Origin of the sequence: Paenibacillus algicola (assembly GCF_005577435.1) — a bacterium.
GTDB lineage: Bacteria > Bacillota > Bacilli > Paenibacillales > Paenibacillaceae > Paenibacillus_AQ > Paenibacillus_AQ algicola.
In genome coordinates this window covers 1,327,844-1,345,278 of the sequence record NZ_CP040396.1, presented here as the reverse complement: position 1 = coordinate 1,345,278, position 17,435 = coordinate 1,327,844, and the positions used below count along the sequence as shown (strand labels likewise).

The following is a 17,435-nucleotide window of genomic DNA, read 5'->3' as shown; positions in this document are numbered from 1 at the left end:
ATGATCGCTCCCTTCGTTACATCGTTAAAGCCTGTTCGCTATAGCAGCAGCGCTCTTAAAACTGGCTCATAGCCTTTAGCCAAATGCCAATAACCAAGATCGGTGGGATGGGCTCCATCCACCGTACATTCCTGGTAGTACTGCCCGAGCAGATCAGATCCATCGAAGAAATAGACATGAAAGTCACCTTCCTGACGCAGCTTTCGAACCAGTTCCTGCTCCAGTTCCTTTCGCTCCAGCCTCGTATTGCGCAGTTCTTTCCGCTCTGCTTCACGAGCGTACTTCATACGAGAAGAGATGAGAATTGGGACAGATGGATGCCGGGCCCTGCAAATAGCAATACTTTCCGGCAGAGTTTGACGAAATAGTTCAGTAGATTTGCAGTTCCCCTCATAATCGAGAATGATACAGCCCGGGTTCTTTATACCTGCAATCAGCTCAATTACCTCCGGCTCTCCTCTCCCGCTTCCTGAGAAACCCAGATTCAGAAATTCTAGCGGGATGTGCCGGCTTAACATATTCGTGTGCAGCATACCAGGACGGGACGCACAACCGCCTTGGGTTACAGAGGTTCCATAAAATATCACCTTCTGATTGCTCTGATATGCCGCAGGAGGCAGAACCAAGGCCTCTTCTTCCAGACCGATCCAGATCTCCTCAACCCCTTGATAGAGCGGCAGGTTCAGCACGACACTGCGCATTTCCCTCTTCCATCCTATGTATAGAGTGCTTTCATATTCATCTTGGGTAACTTCAAATTGCGCCGTGCTTACAAATCTAAGAGCACCGTTCTCCCCAACATAGCAGTCCACGCCGCACTGACCCGAGGACGCCATATGTGGCAGATGCGCCTTGCCTGTCAGCCTTACTCTAACTACGAATTGAGAAGAATCCGTACGGAACCGGATCTGCCCGCCCGCGGTATGGTTAGCTAGCCTGTCGACCGCCTCCGGTACAACGCCATCTGCAAGGACAGGAAGCCTGCGATACTTCTGCTCCGAGATGAACCATCCCAGCCCGGCTACATAAAAAGGCTCCTGCAGCGGAGAGTACCAACGAACCTTGCCTGCAGTACAATCCCTAAGTCTCTGACTCTGTTCTCTCGCCATGTTGTTGTATGAATGGTGCATGTAATTTGACCCCTTTCTTCTTGTTGTGATTACGGATGCATAAGCTAGGTAAGTTGTATACTAAACAAACTCTGATTTCTTACAAAATAAAGCGTGTCTCGCGCTTCATCTACCGCTAAAAGCTTGGCGTCCCGGTATATTACGGCAGCTTCAAGACTATCCTTATTCAGGCGGTATATGGTACGGTCTACATTAACAATAAGATCCCCATCACTGAGCACCCGAAGAAATGGACCTCTCCAAAAATGCCCCTGCCACACCTTTTCCACCAACACTTTACTTCTCAGCAGTATGCCACTTGAGGGATCGATCTGGAACAATGTTCCACGTGTGACGCCCCATAGACCTCCTTCACTGTCAAACGCTAAGCACCCGATTCCGTCCTCACCCTGCAGCGGAACCCAAGAGTGCTCTACCTTTTTCTTTACCGTATCCCAAATAAAAAGCTTTCCATCCGACTCCACCGGCGTCTGACCGAGACCTCCCCAGACCGTTGTTCCACCGTACAGATACCGGGGAGCCTCAGGTGATATCGCTAATGCCGAAATGCTTTGAGCTTCTATCAGATGCCGATAGGTTACGCGCTTCTTGCCGACAGTATCATATTCGGTCAACGCGCCCCCGCTTTTCCCATAATCCGGAATCGTGCCCACGAAGAGATACTCTGCATGTGCTGCCATTGCAAAAGGACGGTCTTGGTGCTCGCCGACACGAAACAGCAGCCTTGGCATGGCTTCAGGATCTTTTTCATCACTGTAATCCCACTCGTAAATGCAGGCTCCTGGATAAGCGCCAAAATAAGCTTTGTCAGGTGTAAACACCATTCCATCAATCTGTTCAATGCCCTTGTGCTCCGCAGTTCTGCCAGTAACCGGATCATAGATTGAGAGTCCCCCGCACTGGTAGCCGCTCATATAAATACAGCCGGTCGGGGCTTCCTGGATCGTCTGAATCAAGGCAGGGGCTGTTGGCAGCGGGAGTTGCAGCATTTCTTTTGCCCCGGTAGATAAAGAAAGTATACTAAGCTCTCCGTGACGGGTTATGCCAGTCAGCTTATGCTCCTCATCCATCCTCGCCGCTCTCATTACCTTCCATCCTGCAGTGAAGCTTCCGGACATGTGTGTCAGCTGATCTTCTTCCTCCTGATAGTAGTATGTCCCTTCCGCATTAAACAGAAATAGCTTCTCGTTCACAACGATAAATTGCGAGAAGTTTCTGAACACGCGTATCAGTCTGTTAGAGCTGCGGTCACACAGAATGACCATATCCAGCGCTTCAATACTAGCTGCGATGCTGTTTCTATATATCCTGAGATTCGTTACAAACCCGGGGCTTCCTTCGATCTCTTCCCCTAATTCCAAAGCGATACAGGACTTCTCTGCGGGCTGGTAGCGATATAATCGGACGTGAGCCCCGCAGCCGATAAAAAGCTCCCCGTCGACCTCCAGCATAGATCGCAGATACATCTCTCTAGAATCTATCTCTGCAGCTTTACTTACAATACCTGTAGACAGATGAATCCGGTACAATATACAGCCCGGGTAGCCTCCAAAATACAAGTCATCTCCCACGATGCAGACGGCATATACAAAGCTCAGACCGGCACTGTGCACCGTTAGCCGCTGAATCTCATCCTGTTCCAGATGCAGGATATAAAGCTCCCCATTAGGGAAAGAGCCGGCGATAACCCGGTCTTCTCCTGCTGCCTCCAGCACCATAGCCCCATCTGCGCCTTCCAAAGGATAGCTTCCTCGTAGCTTTGACTGGCGCACATCGACTACACATAGCCGAGCAGGATTTCCGTTTGTTACAGTGACGAGGGTCTCGTCTCCTTCACGGGAAGGGATAAAGTCATACTGGTACAGATACGTATGGTTTACCGGGAAACCCAAATTCCGAGTGCTCTCCATAGCCCCAAATCACTCCTGTTTATGACTCTAGGGTCCCTCGAGAGGACCCTAGAAGTAAGTCTTATTTACTTTCATACCATGCGGTTGCTTCTTCAATCAGCTTGTCGCCTCCACGCTTCATCCAGTCCTCGACAAAAGCATCGAATTCATCAAGGCTTCCCTCACCTGTCATAATCCGGGCTGCCGTCTCCAGAAAGAGACCGTTCCTTCCGAGTTCCGGCCGTTCGGTCAAGGTGGTCATGTTCGGCATGCCGTTACCATCGTCGACAATCCCCTCGGCATCGGCTACTGCCAGTGCATCAAGAACCAGCTGTCCGTTGGGCTTCTCCTTCATAAATGCTTCATCTCCGATTGGGTCCGGCCCGATCAGGCGAAGCCAGTATTGCCTCATCGACTGCAAATAGGTTTCTTCCTGCGTTACAGGATACTTATATTTGATCTGTCCGTTCTCTACCGTATAATCCTGTCCCTCAATGCCGAACGAGAAGAACGTCAAGGCTTCGTCACTGTAGAACCAATCCAGGAATTTTATCGCTGCAACGGGGTCCTTGCTGCCCTGTGGAATCATATAAACCATACCGCCGACCGGATCTGTGCCGTAGGCAGCACCGCCTTGACCGTTCGATCCTTTAGGAGCAGGTATAATGACGATCTCGGCGTTGGGATCTCCCTGCTGCACTTCCGTGAGCCATTTATCCGGGTAATGCGGCTGATGTGTCCACATGCCTACATTCGCCTGTCCCTTAATTTTTGCATCCCAATCCTTTCCCTGCTGTACGAAAAATTCATTGTCGATCAGCTTTTCTTGATACAGCTCGCGGTACAACTCCAGTGCTTCCTTCATTTCCGGTCTTACATAATTCGGCAGAAGCTTGCCATCGGTATAACGCCATCCTCCAATCGGGACATCAAAAGCTCCGAAGAATGCTTCGCCGAACGTGAAATTGGCTCTCGCCGTGTACGGGATTTCATCCTTTCTTCCATTGCCGTTTGGATCTCCATCGCGAAAGGCCTTCAGTACCTCGATATACTCCTCTACCGTCTCCGGTGCTTCCAGTTTCATCTTATCCAGCCAATCCTTACGCATGAAGGTGACATTATTAATGTTGCTGACCTTAATAGAAGGCACTGCATAGATGACGCCGTTTTTGCTGACACGCACGGAATCCCATGCTTCTTGTGGTATATGCTTCTTTAAATTGGGAGCATGCTCATCAATAAGATCATTCAGCGGCATAAAGACGTCTGCTTCGAAGGCAGGGGCAATCTCCGGCGCGGTGGCTCCAGCGGTTTGCAGCAGATCCGGCATGTCGCCGCCTGCAAACAGCAGCGTCATATTCTGCTTGTAATCGTTGTATGGAATCAGCTCTAGCTGCACATCTACGCCCGACATCTCTCTCAGCTTCTCAACATGTACATCCTCATTCATATTGGCTGAGCCTTCGACATACTGGGAGCCTGCCGTAGTAACCCCCAGTGTAATGGTCGGAGCTGCTTCCGGCGTCTGGATTTGGGTGTTGCCTTGACCTTCAGTGTTAGGCGGCGCACCAGTACCGCTTTGTGTTCCGCTCGTACACGCGCTTGTGATCAACAGCATAGACAGTGCAGCGGCACTGGCAATTTTTGAAATTTTCACAAAGAACCCTCTCCTTTTCATCTTGTGCTTGTATGCATCAAACCAGGCCTTACTCCTTTATAGAGCCCAGCATACTGCCTTTAATAAAATGCTTCTGGATAAACGGGTACACAAACAAAATCGGAAGCGTAGCGACGATAATCGTAGCCATCTTGATCCCCTCCAGCGAGGATAAGTTCACCTCAACCGCCTGCATCATTTGCTCTGCATCATTCTCCACCAGCAGCTGCCTCAGCTTAACCTGCAGCGGATACAGCTTGGGATCCCGGATATAAATGATCGCTGCAAAATAGGAGTTCCAATGTGTGACTGCATAAAACAGGCCGATGGTTGTGATAGAAGGCAGGGACAAAGGAATTGCGATGCTCAGCCAGGTCCGGTATTCCCCGGCCCCATCGATTCGAGCCGATTCAAGAAGGCCTTCAGGCAAGCTGCGGAAAAAAGAAATCATAATAATCAGGTTAAATGCACTGATGGCAGATGGAACAATGAGAGCCTGCAGTGTGTTCAGCATACCAAGCGACTTAACCAACAAATACGAAGGAATAAGCGGCGCTGGAAATATCATCGTGAAAATAATACAGAGCATGATCAAGGTGCGTCCCCTCAGTTCCTTGCGGGCAAGCCCGTAAGCCATGAGCGAGGTCAGCAGCAGGTTAAAAAAGGTGCCGACAACCGTAATGAAGGCGGTTACCACAAAGGAATTCCAGATGGCTGCATTCCGAAACACAGCTTGGTAATTCACCCATGTCCATTCCACAGGAAATATAGATACCCGGCCTTGAAGAATGGCTGTACCACTGCTCAGGGAGCCTGCGGCGATGTACAGGAACGGAAACAGCATGCTGGCTGACAGCAATATCATAAATAGCCCATTGATCCGGTCAAATGCACTGCCTGAGTGCCTGGATTTCTTCAAGGTGAATCGCCTCCTTTTCTTAGAGAATCATGATCAATAAATGGAGTGGCCCGTGTAACGCTTGCTAAATTCATTGGCACCAACAATCAGGATTAAGCCGACGACGGACTTGAAGATCCCGATAGCCGTCGTGTAGCTGAATTGGGCTCCAAGCAGACCGACCTCATAAATATAGGTATCAATGATCTCTCCTGTTGATTTTACTAGCGGGTTGAGCAGCATATATACCTGTTCAAAGCCTAGATCCAGAAAGTCTCCAATTCTCAGCAGGAGCAGCACTACCACGGTAGGCATAATCGCAGGCAGTGTTACGCTAATGGCTTTGCGAAGGCGTCCCGCACCATCCATTTCAGCGGCTTCGTACAGATCCGGATTCACGCCGGCCAGGGCAGCAAGGAAAATAATAGTACTCCATCCAACTTCCTTCCAAATACCTGAGAGAACAATGATTGAGCGAAAATATTCCGGCTCCTGCAGGAAAAAAATCGGTTCAAGTCCAAAATAACGTAGCAGTTCATTTACAATTCCGTAATTAGGGGACAGCAGATTAATGACCAGTCCACCTACGATAACCCAAGACAGAAAGTGCGGCAGATAGATGACCGTTTGGATTGTACGTTTAAAAGCCATTTTGCGGATTTCGTTCAATAGTAGCGCCAGAATAATCGGAGCCGGAAACCCGAATATAATTTTGTACAGACTGATCAGTATCGTATTTTTCAATACCCTATAAAATTCGGGATAGGCAAATAGGTTCTGGAAGTGCTTGAAGCCTACGAAGGCACTCTCCCGGATTCCTTTAAACACGTTATAGTCCTGAAATGCAATAACACTCCCCAGAAGGGGGATGTATTTGAAGACCACAAAATACAACACACCAGGCAAAATCATTGAATAAAGAGCCCAATGTCTGAGAATATAACTTTTCTGCATGTCTGCTCCTCCTCCCCCGCAAAATCTTATTTTTAGAAAGTCATGCAACCATATTACCTTCACTTCTGTTACCTGAATATGATGATAATTGTCCGACTTGTCGTATTTTATTCGAATCGTAAGCGCTTCGAGTTTTTGATCTATACTCCTTTATCCCCTGTGATAAAATGACAATTACAGTGATCCAGGCAGTCATTTCTTATTTGGGGTTGAGTGAACCATGAAAATTATAGTACCGCTCACGATCCGCAGGAAGCTTCTTTCCATGATTCTCTTTTTCATCTGCGTTCCTTTTCTAATCCTTGGGAAGCTCTGGTACGATCAGTCCATGAGGCTGATGGAGCAAAATGCCGTCAATACCGGGATGCAGGCTGTGCGTCAAATCAGCGGTGGTCTAGACTCATATATGGAAGGCCTTGAAAACCTGACTCTGCCTTTTCTTACCCACCACCTAACTCAGAAATTTATAAAGCTTACTCCCTTGGACGAATATTACCGCTTCAGCGTGACCCGGCAGATTCAAGAGGATCTCTTCCCTGCTTTAAATGCCGGACGCAAGGATATACATAATACAATCATGACAAACACTCATCAGATTTCGGCAAGTAATCTGGGTGCAGCCTACTCGTTGGAGCGCTCGCAAGCCTACCTCCAGCTATCTCCAGCCCATGGCCGTTTCGGTATTGAAGGCATTAGCCGGGTTCATGGAGTCCCGGTCATCTCGGTATATCGACTGATTGCCAGTACTCTTAATTTTCAACCTGCGGGAGTTCTGATGCTCGATCTAAATCTGTCCGAGATTACCCGGATCGTCAGCAATTTCAAGTACGAAGAGGATGACGCTTCAGCACCGGTATCAATTGTGGATACCTCACATCGTTATGTTTACCATCCTGATCAGCAGCAGTGGGGGGAGCCGATTCCAGCTACACTTTCGCAGCGACTTGATGGCAGTTACGAAGGATATTTTTTTGAAGAGATTCGGGGAGTTCAGACGCTTACGGTGTATTACCGCTCGACCGCAACCGGCTGGACGACACTTTCCTACTATCCAATTCGAGAAATGACCGCACTTCTGATTCAGCAGCGTAACATTTCCGTCATCGTCGGGCTCTCTTTAATTGGGCTCGCCCTGCTTCTTGTGGGAGGATATTCTATGACCTTGACCCGGGCGCTCCTGCGCCTGAAGAATCATATGAACCGGGCGGAGAACGGTGACCTTACCTCCCGCGCAGATGATCGGCGCAATGACGAGCTCGGCAGCCTCAATCGCAGCTTTAATAAAATGCTCACTCGGATACAACAGCAGAACGAGGTGATCTACATGAAGCAGCTTCAGGAGAAGGAACTGCAAATTCAACAAAAGGACTCCCGGCTGCTCGCGATGCAGTCACAGATTAATCCGCACTTTTTATATAATTCGCTAGAGATCATTAACTCTTATGCGATTCTGGAAGGCAACACCTCCATTAGCAAAATGACAGCTTCACTGGCCCGGTTATTTCGCTATAACAGCCAGGATGGCACGGCCGTCGTATCTTTGGAGGAAGAGCTCCAACATATAACCACATACCTTTCTATTCAAAAGGAGCGCTATTCCGAGCTGAAAACGGTTCTTGAAGCGGAACCCAATGACCTTATGCAGGTCAAGGTTCCCCGATTCACACTGCAGCCTTTAGTCGAAAATGCATTCAAGCATGGATATGACAAGCCTATGCTTCCGCCTAGCTACCTGGCTATTACTGGCCGTGTCGTAGAGAATCACTATTGCGTTCACATTACTGATCATGGGCATGGGATGTCTCCGGAAAAAATGGATTCACTTAATCAACAATTCGAGAAGGCCTCATCATCCGATTCAAGCCGACTCGCTCACGCTTCCATCGGGTTGTGGAATGTGCATTCCCGGATTGTACTTCACTTTGGCTCGCCTTACGGACTGCGCTTCATTCAATCTTCGAAGGAGGGAACCACCGTTGAACTCCGCCTCCCTATGAATAAACAACTATATTACGTTCCGGAGGGATGCTAATGTATTCTGTCATTGTGGTAGATGATGAACGTATGATCAAGCTCAGCCTGACCAAGCTGGTGAATGACCATCCTCATTTCTATATTGTCGGCATCGCCAGCAATGGCCGGGAGGCTTTAGATCTGCAGGGGCAGCATCAGGCCGCGCTTATGATTACAGATATCCGCATGCCGGTTATAGATGGACTCCAGCTCATTAAGGCACTGAAGGATAACAGCGATCCGGCAGAAATCATTCTGCTGACGGGCTATGCTGAATTTGAATATGCCAGACAGTCCTTGCAGCTGGGCGCCGTTGATTATTTGCTGAAGCCGGTAGAAGTGGAATCGCTTTATGATGCGCTGGATCGTACATATGCCAAGCTGGAAGCCCGGCGGCCTGCTCCTTTAAGCCCGAGGCCTGATTGGGTGTGGCAGTGCAAAGAGCATGGCTTGCGGCTATGCGATTTATTGTGGAGTACGGATGAAGAGGGACTTCAAGAGGAATTGGTTCGGATTCGTGCCCTGACGTGGGCGGAAGAAGCACATCAGCCCGGAATCTCCCCCGCCCTGTATTCGGAGCTGCTTCATTTCGTGAAGCAGGAAATATCCCGAAAAAGCTCGCGTAAAATCCAGGACACGGAGAATGATACTGACCTTCAGGAAGGATCTAAGCATCCATTCATGTTTGAGCAGCGTGTAATGGCTCTGTTGGAGGAGATTCGCGGCTCCAGAAGCTGGAGCAGCCGCCATGTGGTAGACAAGGCCGTAGCGCATTTGGAAGCCTGTTACCCGGATGAAAGCCTGTCGCTTAAAAGCGTGGCTGCCAAGCTGGGGGTGTCTGTCTCCTATCTGAGCCGGAGCTTCAGTGAAGAAATGGGGGTTCCATTCATTCAATATTTAACCCGATACCGAATGGAGCGCGCCATGAAGTACTTACAGCAGTCTCACTTCAAAACCTATGAAATTTCGCAGAAGGTCGGTTATGCCGATTACCCTCATTTTGCGAGGACGTTCAAGAAGCACTGCGGCCTGTCAGCCAGTGCCTATCGCAAGACATACGGTTCTCTTGAACAGGAATAACCTCTTGCTTCAAACCCCATCTCCCGGGAGATGGGGTTTGAAGCACACGGAGAAGGGCCGGTCATCACCTTCAGCATAATGTTACTTCTTCTCGCCTTCCGGTTCTTGTAACGAAAGCCCGAATGTCATAACGACCTGAATTTCACCATCACGGCTAACTTTAATTTGAGACAGTAACTTTTTCAGAATCAACTGCATCTCATCGAATGAATCAAAATCCAAATCCAGCAGCTCATCCAACATATCCATGACTTGCTCATATAGTTCGGTTAAATCAGATTTCTTACGTTGTTCTTCTGTCAATTCCGCAAGTCTTTTTTCGCACTGTACAATTTCCTTTTCATATATCGCTTTTTCTATATTGTATTGTTCCTCATCGTGGAACTGACCTGACATTTTCTCACGTCGCAGTTCAAATAGGCATTTGCGATTGTCAGCCATTCGCTTCTGCAGCTTTTTCATTTCACTTTCCAAGTCTGATTGATTAATTTGAATGAGTCCTTTGTGTTTCTCCAGCAATTCCTCCGCCGAGGTTATGTTCCTAAGCATAATAGATAAAGTGTCGATTAGTTCATCTCGAAATGGATGATAGGGAAGCCAAAAATCATTGCTGCATCCCGTATCACCTAGTCGTCGTCGTCTGGAACAGATTAGATATCGGTATTCTCTTTCATCACGGTCTGTCTTTTTACTTTTGGATTTCATGCTGACCACAGATGATCCACAATGCGCACATTTCATAATCCCTGCAAAGACATTGATTTTTTGCCTTACGCCGCCTCGCTCACCGCCACCTCGTTCAAGCCGCAAAGCTTGCGCTAACTGAAACGTATCCTCGTCAATAATCGCTTGGTGTGTGACAACCTTGTTAGCATACCGCCATTCACTCTTCGGTCGCTGTACCAATACTTTTTTTCTTTCTGATGTATCGTTCACGTTGGTGTAGACCTTCTTGGTTTCATACTTTGAAGAACGGTTCTTCCCAATGTACGCCTCATTCTGAAGGATTCGTTGTATAGTTGTAGTGCCCCACAATCCATCCTTGGGCGAAGGAATACCCTTATCGTTCAGATACTCGACAATCGCTTTTTCGCCCATCTTATTCGCCGTATAGAGCTGAAATATGGTACGCACAACTCCGGTTTGCTGATCATCAGGTACAAGCACCTTTAATCCGTTTCTATTTTCCCTATAATATCCGTAAGGAGCGCGGCTGCCTGTAAAGTTTCCTTTTAGCGCTGATTCCCGTTTGCCGCGGCGTGAGCTGCGACTAATTTGTTCACTCACCGATTGGTTGACGCTGGAAATAATCGAAAATAACATTTCATCGTCTCGGTCTGAATCATAATGGTCATCTATAGAAATAAGCCTGATATTTAAGGCATTGACCATCTTCCGTTTTAAGCTGATGGAATCCCCGATGTCACGCGCGAAACGAGATAGTGCGGCGAATATGATAACCTGAAACGCACCACGCTGTGCATCTCTAACGACCTGCTGAATCGCTTGTCTGTCGGTAATGTTTGCTCCTGACTCTCTGTCTTCATAAATGATGTCCTCGCCTGTCTCCCAGCCCATATCCTCTGCGTAGTGCTTGCATGCGGAAATCTGGTGTTCTGGGCTATCCTTCTGACTGTCCTTCGTCGTACTGACACGAACGTATATCGCTGCTTTTGTCATACTGAATCATTCCCCTTACATAAAAGCAATCCCTCTGACGAATCAAGCTCAAGCCAAAGGGATTGCTGAATGTTCCAATATATAAACAGCTACTTTCTAAACGGCACGTCCCAAAGCTGTGATTTTTTTTGCACGGTAATTGTTTGCTTGAAATTCATCTATATTTTTACGAACAACCTGTCTGGCAAGTTCATCAATCATTTCATTGAGATTCCCTTGTCCAGATTGAAGATGAATACGATATGCTTTATTTAAAACCCTTGACATCGGGCATTCTCCTCTCGTCATGTATATCGTTTATTTATTTTATGTAGCATCTATCTTGTACAATAACCGATTAAATATAAAGAGCTAATGCCACCGCTGAGGTCAGAGGACTAAAAGAACACTGCGATTTTAGCCTTGCAAAGATTTAACTGTGAAGAGACAGAAAGAGAGTTAGCTTATAAAAAGGCACTAAAAAAGCTGGAGGAAAGGCTGTTTGATGTCCTTTCCTCCCACTATAAATTAATGTTTTCTATGCAATCGATTCTGCTTCACAAAGTCATCAAAATCATCGTTCACTTCAATAGTCAGCCTCTGCTGATTGAACTTTTCATACTCAGCCGCAGCCAATTTCTCTGCAACCTCTTGCGAAATTTTTCCTGCATTAGTCAAAATCTCACGCTCATTAAACTTTAAGAACGAATTCAACTTTTCAATCCAATCCTTCATAAACATTGGATTTTGTCGTTCCGCTTGATCTTCTGCATAGTCCAGATACATGGTTACAATACGATTCAAGGACTGCATTTCCTTGTCCGACAAGTAATTTTTTGCGATAGTAACATCGGACTTTCTTACTTTATCGCCCTTCCAATTTGTTAGCCCCATATTGTCTTTCTCCGCATCGGCACGGTCTGCGATTAATTCAGCTGCTGTATGTCCATGAATAGCAAAATGCAGTTTATTCTGAACGGTAGCGAAAAAATCTTTGGACAAGTCTGCTTGTGAATCGTAATCGATGGACGTAGCATAGATATCCGTGATTTTACGGTAAAATCTTTTCTCCGATGCACGAATGTCACGAATGCGACCAAGTAATTCATCAAAATAATCTTGACCGAAATTACGCATATCCTTCAACCGTTCATCGTCCATTGTAAATCCTTTGACAAGGTATTCGTTTAGCCGCTCTGTTGCCCAACGTCTGAATTGCGTACCTCTATGAGAACGAACACGATAGCCAATGGCGATTATCATTTCAAGATTATAATGTTTTGCACGGCGTTCAACTTTTCTTGACCCTTCAATTTGAACTTGTAAGTATTCCTTACAAGTTGACTCAAAATACAATTCCTCTTCTTCATATATATTCTTGATATGGAGAGTGATGTTTTGCGAGCTTGTCTGGTACAACTCCGCAATTGCCTTTTGAGTCATCCAGACTGTTCCATTTTCCAACTTCACGTCAATCTTGGTATTCCCGTCTTCAGTCTGATATATCAAAATATCTGTATGGTTAACCATTGTACATTCACCTCTCTAATACTTGTCCCTTTCATACAATCATATGTTCCCATTTTATCACATTTGTATGGTACACGGTGAAAAAAAGCACCTCGTAAGGTCTGTTTCTCCCCTCACTAAGTGCCTAACTGTTTCTCCAATCCATTGAAATTACCTAAAACCCAATGAAGTCAAAGGTTTTAGCCTTTAATGATGGGTGTGTTTCAAACCACATAACATTGGAAATATGGTTTCGCACCGTTTTCTCGCTGATAAACAACTGCCCGGCGATGTCGCGAGTCGTTTTGTCCTGCACCAGCAGCTCAAATACTTCTCGCTCACGGTGGGTTAACAAGAACTTGCTGTGTTGATCATTTCCCTTCAATGGTGTCACCCCTCCTTGCCCGGGTATGTGTGGTCTAACAAGGTTAAGGGATACAGTCAACACATCATATGAGAACCCGGTGGCATTGGTGCGCCGGGGTATTCATTTTGGGCGGGGAGCGCAGGCTATGGGATAGCTGCATATGAAATTGCCCCTTGATTCCTGACATGTAATGGTCTAACATGGACATTATTAAAATTATTTTCTTATTTATATGAGATGTACAATAATTATTTTCACGGCAAAAGCCGTTAAAGAAGAAGGAGGCCTTGCATGGCACCCGTTCTGCACATTATCGCTGTAGAGAAGAACGCTCTGCCCCGGCAGGAGCGGCGGCTGGCTGATTTTATTCTGGAAAACCCGGGAAGCATTGTACATCTGGGAATTAAGGATCTTGCCGAGCAGTGTGAGGTCAGCCCGGCTACGATCACCCGCTTTTGCAAGCATTTTGATTGTAAGGGGTATCCGGATTTCAAGGTCAAGCTGGCGTCCGAAATGGCTCATGCCGAGATCACCTCCCGCTCCGGACAGACAAAGTACCAGGATATTGTCGCGGGCAACCCTCTGGCGGGCATTGTGCAGGCCATGGAGAGCAATCATCTGAAGTCCATTCAGGATACGACCTCTCTGCTGGATTTGGGACAGCTGGAGCGTGCGGTGGATGCACTGTGCAAGGCTAAGCGGATTGACCTTTACGGCATTGCCACCTCGTCCATCGTGGCCCAGGATTTCTACCAGAAGCTCGTCCGGATCGGCAAAAGCTGTACGGCCTTTGCCGATTCCCATATGCAGATCACTTCAGCATCCAACCTGGGTCCGGAGGATGTCGCCATCGCGATCTCCTATTCCGGAGAAACGCCGGAGACTATTGATGCACTCAGCTGCGCCAAGAAGGCCGGCGCCTTTACGATCAGCGTCACCTCTTACCGCAGCAGTGCACTGGCCGCACTGTCTGATATTGCCCTGTACTCCTCCTCACTGGAGGAGGGCATGCGCCGCGGAGATATGGCCTCCCGCATTGCCCAGCTTCATATTATCGATATTTTATTTATGGGCATGGCCAGCCGCGATTTCTCTACTTATGTACCGAGATTAGAGCAGTCTTATCTGAATGTACAAAATTACCGTAAAAGCCGAGGAGGTCTTGAATAGACATGAACATTTACACCCTAGACAGTGAAGAAGCCTTCGTCCAAACCGCTGCCGGTTTGATTACCGCACTGGTCACCAGCCGTCCCCGCGCCAAGCTGGGGCTCGCAACAGGCAGCACCCCGGTCGGTCTGTACGCCAAGCTGGTCGATATGCACAGACAGGGGCTGGTTAGCTTCGCCGGTGTCACTACATACAACCTGGATGAGTATGTCGGTCTCCCGGAGCAGCACTCCGAAAGCTACCGCACCTTTATGAACGAGAAGCTGTTCAAGCATGTGGACATCTCCCTGGACCAGACCCACGTCCCTAACGGCAATGCGGCTGACCTGGAGCAGGAATGCCTGCGCTATGACCGGATGCTTGAGGAGAACGGCCCTGTAGACCTGCAGCTGCTTGGCATTGGCCATAACGGGCATATCGGCTTCAACGAGCCGGGTAATCATCTGATCGGGGGGACTCATGTCGTACCGCTGAAAGAAGAAACGCGAGTAGCGAATGCGAGATTCTTCGATTCTCTGGATGAGGTTCCTACCCACGCCATTACGATGGGTGCAGCTACTATTATGAAGTCACGCCAAATTCTGCTGCTAATCCGGGGAGCGGACAAAGCGGAGATTGCCCGCCAAGCACTGACCGGACCGATCACCACGGATTGCCCTGCTTCCTTGCTTCAATGCCATCCCAATGTCGTCGTGCTTCTGGACGAAGGCGCCGGGAGATACTTCCGATGAGCCGCTCCCCACAGAGTACGCTGTTATACGGCAGCGTCATAACTCCTGGCGGACTGATTCCAGACGGGGCTGTCGCCATGCAAGGAGAGCAGATTGTATATGCCGGTCCCGCATCCGGTCTGCCTTCTGTTCTGGAGCAGGAGGCTGAGCAGGTGATTAGGCGGAAGGAAGGCTATATTATGCCCGGCTTTGTGGATATCCACGTTCACGGCGGCAGCGGCGAAGACTTCATGGAGGCGGATATCGAAGGCCTGAACGCGATCACCTCCTTCCACTGCTCGCAAGGCACGACCTCCATGCTCGCCACGACCATGACAGCTCCTAAACATGCCATTGATGCTGTGCTTCAAAACGTACAGCAATATCGAAGCTCAACGATGCCGTACGCCCGGCTGGAGGGTGTTCATCTGGAGGGACCCTTTATAAGTCCCCAGTGGCCGGGAGCACAGAATCCGGAGCACATTGTTCCCGCCAGCATCCTCTGGCTGGAGGAATGGGAGCAGAGCTTCCCCGGGCTGGTGAAGCTGATGACCCTCGCTCCAGAGCGGGACGGTGCCCTTGAAGCCATATCTTGGCTGAAGGAGCACGGTATTGTGGCTGCGCTGGGTCACACCGACGCCACGTATGAGCAGGTGCAGCGTGCGGTGGATGCCGGTCTTTCCCACGGGGTCCACACCTTTAATGCCATGACCGGACTGCATCACCGCAAGCCGGGTACAGCCGGGGCTCTGCTCGGCGACGATCGCCTCAGCGCTGAAATTATTGCGGACGGTATTCACGTCCATCCGGCAGCCGTCTCCATTCTGGCACGACTGAAGCCGGCAGATGGCCTTATTCTTGTGACCGATGCCGTGTCTGCAGCCGGTATGCCGGATGGCGAATATATGCTGGGCGGCCTGCAGACCATTGTTGAGAAGGGAATCGCGACCTTAAAGTCCAACAGCAACAGTCTGGCCGGAAGCACCCTGACCATGATTCGAGGCTTCCAATATCTCGTAAAAGAGGTCGGCCTCAGCATTCAGCAGGCCTCGGCTGCGGCCAGCTTCAATCCCGCGAAGGTCATCGGCATTGACGATCGAACCGGCTCCCTGGCCAAAGGGCTGCTGGCCGATGTACTGCTCCTGAACGACCAGCTGGACCTGGAAGCGGTATGGGTTCAGGGCAGCCGCAAATATTAACAGGGCTGTGCACAAAAGCTCCTGCCGATTCCTTTCGGCAGGAGCTTTTTTAAGCATAAAGAGATGAAAATAATGACAAGCTAGTACTTATCGGTTCGTGCCGCTGTTGCCTGTGTTATACATGCCGTTTGAGGTACCGTCATTATTCAGAATACCGTTATCCCGACCGTTCATGTTCATCGGGAACAGACGATTGATGAACGCACCCAAATCCTCTGTCATGTTGCCAACGACATTGCCGTCTCCTTGATCTCCGTTACCCATCATTCCGTTGCCGGCATAGCCTTCAGAGCGGTCAAAGAAATCGGCATCATCAGATACGTATACCTGCTCACATTGAGGAGCCGTTTTCTGAACGGTGCTGTTAATCAGGCTCCGGATATTTTGCGGCACTTGATTGTCACCCATACCCATGCCCATATCGTTGTCTGTATTCATGGCTCCATAGCGGCCGCGGTTGCCCATTGTCGCTCCGTTGCTGCCCATCAAATGATTGTCGCCGGAGTTGTCGCCCATGGTGTTCCCACCGCCTGTACCATAGCTGCCATATCCTGCACTGCGCCCGAGACCGGTATTGTTATCCAGCGTGCCGCGCGGATCACTCATGCCTCGCAGCAGACCTGCAGTCCCGGTACCGGATGCCCCGTACAAGCCGTCTGTACGGCCGTTGGTTCCCGTGTTGCTGCGTCCTGTCAAGCTGTCCATGCGATCTGTCATGCCGCTAGTGCCGCCCATGCGGCCGTTCATGCCGTTCATGCCATTGCTGCCAGTGCGGCTGCCATTCATGCCGGACTCGCCATCCAGGGATAAGGAGACATAAGCGTTATTTTTGGTAACGAATACGCGTGCGTCACCCACACCATTGATTTTGGACACCTTCTCGGAGAGCACCTTGCTGTATTTCAGGTTGGAGAGGTCATGCTGCATGCCGTTGCGGCCATTGTTCAAGATGCGGCTGTCCCCGATGCGTCCATTATCGTTCGTGCTGATATTGTGCGTCTTGGTGGAGTTGCCGTCGTTCATGTTGCCACAGCCTGCCAGACCGGCCACGCTTGTGATTAAAGCCGCCGACAAGGTCAGGCTAAGGGCTTTGGATTTCATCATCAATTCATCCTCCATCTCTGTTATAGGTGTGCTGACAAGGTATAGGATGACCGATGGGACCAGGCGGTATGCTGAAAGGTTTTGGATGCACCAAAG

At 48.9% G+C, this 17,435-nt stretch carries 15 protein-coding genes; 5 read left to right on the top strand and 10 right to left on the bottom strand.

Going from position 1 to position 17,435, the window contains the following annotated elements; genetic code table 11:
• Positions 1-38: 38 nt before the first annotated feature.
• The 5 genes from E6C60_RS05945 to E6C60_RS05925 form a co-directional block, all read right to left on the bottom strand.
• Entirely contained in the window at positions 39-1,130 is a 1,092-nt protein-coding gene (locus tag E6C60_RS05945; protein ID WP_138225027.1) for an SGNH/GDSL hydrolase family protein, read from the bottom strand.
• A gap of 44 nt (positions 1,131-1,174) precedes the next feature.
• Positions 1,175-3,040 (bottom strand): ligand-binding sensor domain-containing protein, encoded by a 1,866-nt coding sequence (locus tag E6C60_RS05940; RefSeq protein ID WP_138225026.1) that lies wholly within the window; start codon positions 3,038-3,040, stop codon positions 1,175-1,177.
• Positions 3,041-3,101: 61 nt separating this feature from the next.
• On the bottom strand, positions 3,102-4,676 hold the full coding sequence (locus tag E6C60_RS05935; RefSeq protein ID WP_175415223.1) for an extracellular solute-binding protein: 1,575 nt from the start codon (positions 4,674-4,676) through the stop codon (positions 3,102-3,104).
• A 49-nt stretch (positions 4,677-4,725) separates the two neighbouring features.
• A complete protein-coding gene (locus E6C60_RS05930) occupies positions 4,726-5,595 on the bottom strand; it encodes a carbohydrate ABC transporter permease (RefSeq protein ID WP_233281164.1) in 870 nt (289 codons plus the stop codon).
• Between the two features lie 33 nt (positions 5,596-5,628).
• Positions 5,629-6,528 (bottom strand): ABC transporter permease, encoded by a 900-nt coding sequence (locus E6C60_RS05925; RefSeq protein ID WP_233281163.1) that lies wholly within the window; start codon positions 6,526-6,528, stop codon positions 5,629-5,631.
• A gap of 220 nt (positions 6,529-6,748) precedes the next feature.
• Here E6C60_RS05925 and E6C60_RS05920 point away from each other — a divergent pair, with 220 nt between their 5' ends.
• Positions 6,749-8,560, top strand: coding sequence for a cache domain-containing sensor histidine kinase (locus tag E6C60_RS05920; protein WP_138225022.1), 1,812 nt, complete (start codon positions 6,749-6,751; stop codon positions 8,558-8,560).
• On the top strand, positions 8,560-9,621 hold the full coding sequence (locus E6C60_RS05915) for a response regulator (protein ID WP_175415222.1): 1,062 nt from the start codon (positions 8,560-8,562) through the stop codon (positions 9,619-9,621). Before E6C60_RS05920 ends, E6C60_RS05915 begins: the two co-directional genes overlap by 1 nt.
• A gap of 81 nt (positions 9,622-9,702) precedes the next feature.
• Here E6C60_RS05915 and E6C60_RS05910 read toward each other — a convergent pair whose 3' ends face one another.
• From E6C60_RS05910 to E6C60_RS05900, 4 genes are all read right to left on the bottom strand, one after another.
• A complete protein-coding gene (locus E6C60_RS05910; RefSeq protein ID WP_138225018.1) occupies positions 9,703-11,301 on the bottom strand; it encodes a recombinase family protein in 1,599 nt (532 codons plus the stop codon).
• Positions 11,302-11,397: 96 nt separating this feature from the next.
• Positions 11,398-11,568 (bottom strand): hypothetical protein, encoded by a 171-nt coding sequence (locus tag E6C60_RS20865; RefSeq protein WP_175415221.1) that lies wholly within the window; start codon positions 11,566-11,568, stop codon positions 11,398-11,400.
• Between the two features lie 240 nt (positions 11,569-11,808).
• Complete coding sequence (locus E6C60_RS05905) at positions 11,809-12,810, bottom strand: virulence RhuM family protein (RefSeq protein WP_138225016.1); 1,002 nt, start codon at positions 12,808-12,810, stop codon at positions 11,809-11,811.
• Positions 12,811-12,964: 154 nt separating this feature from the next.
• A complete protein-coding gene (locus E6C60_RS05900; protein WP_175415220.1) occupies positions 12,965-13,174 on the bottom strand; it encodes a helix-turn-helix domain-containing protein in 210 nt (69 codons plus the stop codon).
• A 273-nt stretch (positions 13,175-13,447) separates the two neighbouring features.
• Between E6C60_RS05900 and E6C60_RS05895 the strand changes: the two genes are divergently transcribed.
• The 3 genes from E6C60_RS05895 to nagA are packed head-to-tail and all read left to right on the top strand — an operon-like array spanning position 13,448 to position 16,235.
• Positions 13,448-14,326 carry a MurR/RpiR family transcriptional regulator gene (locus E6C60_RS05895; RefSeq protein ID WP_138225011.1) on the top strand — a complete coding sequence of 293 codons (879 nt, stop codon included), beginning with the start codon at positions 13,448-13,450 and terminating at the stop codon, positions 14,324-14,326.
• Positions 14,327-14,328: 2 nt separating this feature from the next.
• Positions 14,329-15,057 carry a glucosamine-6-phosphate deaminase gene (gene nagB / locus E6C60_RS05890; protein ID WP_138225009.1) on the top strand — a complete coding sequence of 243 codons (729 nt, stop codon included), beginning with the start codon at positions 14,329-14,331 and terminating at the stop codon, positions 15,055-15,057.
• On the top strand, positions 15,054-16,235 hold the full coding sequence (gene nagA, locus E6C60_RS05885) for an N-acetylglucosamine-6-phosphate deacetylase (RefSeq protein ID WP_138225007.1): 1,182 nt from the start codon (positions 15,054-15,056) through the stop codon (positions 16,233-16,235). Before nagB ends, nagA begins: the two co-directional genes overlap by 4 nt.
• An 87-nt stretch (positions 16,236-16,322) precedes the next feature.
• Here the strand turns inward: nagA and E6C60_RS05880 are convergent, their stop codons facing one another.
• Positions 16,323-17,339 (bottom strand): YhcN/YlaJ family sporulation lipoprotein, encoded by a 1,017-nt coding sequence (locus E6C60_RS05880; protein WP_138225004.1) that lies wholly within the window; start codon positions 17,337-17,339, stop codon positions 16,323-16,325.
• Between the last annotated feature and the right edge of the window lie 96 nt (positions 17,340-17,435).

Coding starts and splice junctions, on each gene's coding strand:
- E6C60_RS05945 (WP_138225027.1), bottom strand. CDS start 1,130: ATGCACCATTCATACAACAACATGGCGAGAGAACAGAGTCAGAGACTT.
- E6C60_RS05940 (WP_138225026.1), bottom strand. CDS start 3,040: ATGGAGAGCACTCGGAATTTGGGTTTCCCGGTAAACCATACGTATCTG.
- E6C60_RS05925 (WP_233281163.1), bottom strand. CDS start 6,528: ATGCAGAAAAGTTATATTCTCAGACATTGGGCTCTTTATTCAATGATT.
- E6C60_RS05920 (WP_138225022.1), top strand. CDS start 6,749: ATGAAAATTATAGTACCGCTCACGATCCGCAGGAAGCTTCTTTCCATG.
- E6C60_RS05915 (WP_175415222.1), top strand. CDS start 8,560: ATGTATTCTGTCATTGTGGTAGATGATGAACGTATGATCAAGCTCAGC.
- E6C60_RS05910 (WP_138225018.1), bottom strand. CDS start 11,301: ATGACAAAAGCAGCGATATACGTTCGTGTCAGTACGACGAAGGACAGT.
- E6C60_RS20865 (WP_175415221.1), bottom strand. CDS start 11,568: ATGTCAAGGGTTTTAAATAAAGCATATCGTATTCATCTTCAATCTGGA.
- E6C60_RS05905 (WP_138225016.1), bottom strand. CDS start 12,810: ATGGTTAACCATACAGATATTTTGATATATCAGACTGAAGACGGGAAT.
- E6C60_RS05895 (WP_138225011.1), top strand. CDS start 13,448: ATGGCACCCGTTCTGCACATTATCGCTGTAGAGAAGAACGCTCTGCCC.
- nagB (WP_138225009.1), top strand. CDS start 14,329: ATGAACATTTACACCCTAGACAGTGAAGAAGCCTTCGTCCAAACCGCT.
- nagA (WP_138225007.1), top strand. CDS start 15,054: ATGAGCCGCTCCCCACAGAGTACGCTGTTATACGGCAGCGTCATAACT.
- E6C60_RS05880 (WP_138225004.1), bottom strand. CDS start 17,339: ATGATGAAATCCAAAGCCCTTAGCCTGACCTTGTCGGCGGCTTTAATC.